Origin of the sequence: Aeromonas sp. 604176, from assembly GCF_049170755.1 — a bacterium.
Lineage (GTDB): Bacteria > Pseudomonadota > Gammaproteobacteria > Enterobacterales > Aeromonadaceae > Aeromonas > Aeromonas veronii_A.
This window is the reverse complement of the sequence record NZ_JAAKNE010000224.1, coordinates 1-2,169: the sequence shown is the minus strand read 5'-3', so window position 1 is coordinate 2,169 and position 2,169 is coordinate 1. Positions and strand designations below refer to the sequence as shown.

Sequence of the window (2,169 nt, the reverse complement as noted above, 5' to 3'; positions counted from 1 at the left end):
TCCTTGGTGCGCACGCCCCAGATGATCAGACCAATGATGAAGAATGCACTCGGCGGCAGCAGCAGCAGGCCGTTGGGTACATACCAGCCACCGTTGTTCACCAGCGGCAGCAGCTCGATGCCGAACCAGGTGCCGGAGCCCAGCACTTCACGCACGGTCGCGACACTCAGCAGAATGGCGCCATAGCCCAAACCGTTACCGATACCGTCCAGGAAGGAGGGGAGCGGCGCGCTCTTCATGGCATAGGCTTCGGCGCGGCCCATCACGATACAGTTGGTGATGATGAGGCCGACGAAGACCGACAGCTGCTTGGAGATGTCATAGGCATACGCCTTGAGCACCTGGTCAACCACGATAACCAGCGAGGCGATGATCGCCATCTGGGCAATGATCCGCACGCTGTTCGGGATCTGGTTGCGGATCAGGGAGATGAACAGGTTTGAGAAGGCGGTGACCGCCATGACCGCAAGGGTCATTACAAACGCTGTCTTCATCTGGCTGGTAACCGCCAGTGCGGAACAGACACCCAGCACCTGCAAGGCGATGGGGTTGTTGCCCAGCACTGGAGTCAACAGCAACTTTTTCATTTCGCTCTTGTCAGCCATTGTTGATTTCTCCTGCACGAACCTTGGCCAGGAAAGGACCGAAGCCCTTTGGACCCATCCAGAAGTCAAAGGTATGCTGTACACCGTTACCGGTCAGGGTGGCGCCGGAGAGACCGTCGATCTCGTGCTCGGAGCCCGCCGGAGCGTGACCCTTGATGACGCGCAGCGCCGGCATGCCATCCTGATCGAACAGCTTCTTGCCAACAAACAGCTCGCGCCAGGCCGGATTCTCGATTTCACCGCCCAGACCCGGGGTTTCACCGTGGTCATAGTAGGTGATGCCCTTGATAGTCTGGCCATCAGCGGCAACGGCGACGAAAGCATACATGGTAGACCACAGACCCTGACCGTAGATGGGCAGGATGATGTTGTCGATCTTGCCATCGGCATCCTTGGCGAAGAACACCGGAACCAGCTTGGAGATCTGGCGCAGGCCAGCCTTGTCCTCGGCAGCAGCCAGACGGATGTTTTGCGCCGGATCTTTGGCCGCCTGTTTGGTATCGAAGTTGTCGGCATCGCCGTCAACAAAGTTACCGGTGGCGAGATCCACCAGACGGGCTTCGATCTTGTCGCCATACAGCTTGGCCAGATCGCGCTTGGCTACATCGCTGATGTCCACGCCGGCTACGGAGAGAATATTGCTCTGTTTATCCAGCGCCTTGTTCTCCTCTTGGGTAGAACGCAGGCCAACGGCAGCAACGGATACCACGATGGAACAGGCCAGACAGAGGCCGGTGACCACGCTGATGGTGCCGAAGGTTGAGTCTTTATTAAACGCCACGAGCAATCCTCCGCTTGATGTTTGCCTGAGCGACGAAATGGTCAAACAGGGGAGCAAACAGGTTTGCAAACAGAATGGCCAGCATCATGCCTTCCGGGAACGCAGGGTTGACCACGCGAACCAGCACGACCATCACGCCGATCAGGGCGCCATACCACCACTTGCCCTTGTTGGTAAAGGCGGCGGAGACGGGGTCGGTCGCCATGAAGGCCATACCGAAGGCGAAGCCACCCAGTACCAGATGCCAGTGCCACGGCATGTTGAACATGGGGTTGGTATCGGAACCGATGACGTTGAACAGCAGGGAAGTGGCGATCATACCGACCATCACGCCGGCGATGATGCGCCAGGAGGCGATGCGCATGTAGACGATCATGGCTGCGCCCAGCAGGATCATCAGGGTAGAGACTTCACCAATGGAACCCGGCAGGTTGCCAAGGAAAGCGTCCATCCAGCTGATAGCCTGACCGGTGGCACCGTTGATCAGCGCCATCTGGCCGCCCTGAGCCCACTGGCTCAGCGCGGTTGCGCCGGAGTAGCCATCAACGGCAACCCAGACTGCGTCACCGGAGATTTGGCCCGGGTAGGCGAAGAACAGGAACGCACGACCAGCCAGCGCAGGGTTCAGGAAGTTTTTGCCGGTACCACCGAACACTTCCTTGGCCATTACCACACCGAAGGTGATGCCCAGAGCAGCTTGCCACAAGGGCAGCTCGGGCGGCACGATCAGGGCAAACAGGATGGAGGTCACGAAGAAGCCTTCGTTGATCTCGTGCTTGCGCA

Annotated in this window: 3 protein-coding genes; all 3 read right to left on the bottom strand. The window is 58.8% G+C overall.

Annotated features, from left to right (window positions below; genetic code table 11):
- Positions 1–605 (bottom strand): NADH:ubiquinone reductase (Na(+)-transporting) subunit D (locus tag G5358_RS20840; protein ID WP_421324857.1); only part of this gene is annotated, 605 nt, incomplete at its 3' end.
- A complete protein-coding gene (locus G5358_RS20835; protein WP_005343676.1) occupies positions 598–1,386 on the bottom strand; it encodes a Na(+)-translocating NADH-quinone reductase subunit C in 789 nt (262 codons plus the stop codon). The genes G5358_RS20835 and G5358_RS20840, both read right to left, overlap by 8 nt.
- On the bottom strand, positions 1,376–2,169 hold a 794-nt coding region (locus tag G5358_RS20830; protein WP_421324855.1), incomplete at its 5' end, for an NADH:ubiquinone reductase (Na(+)-transporting) subunit B. The genes G5358_RS20835 and G5358_RS20830, both read right to left, overlap by 11 nt.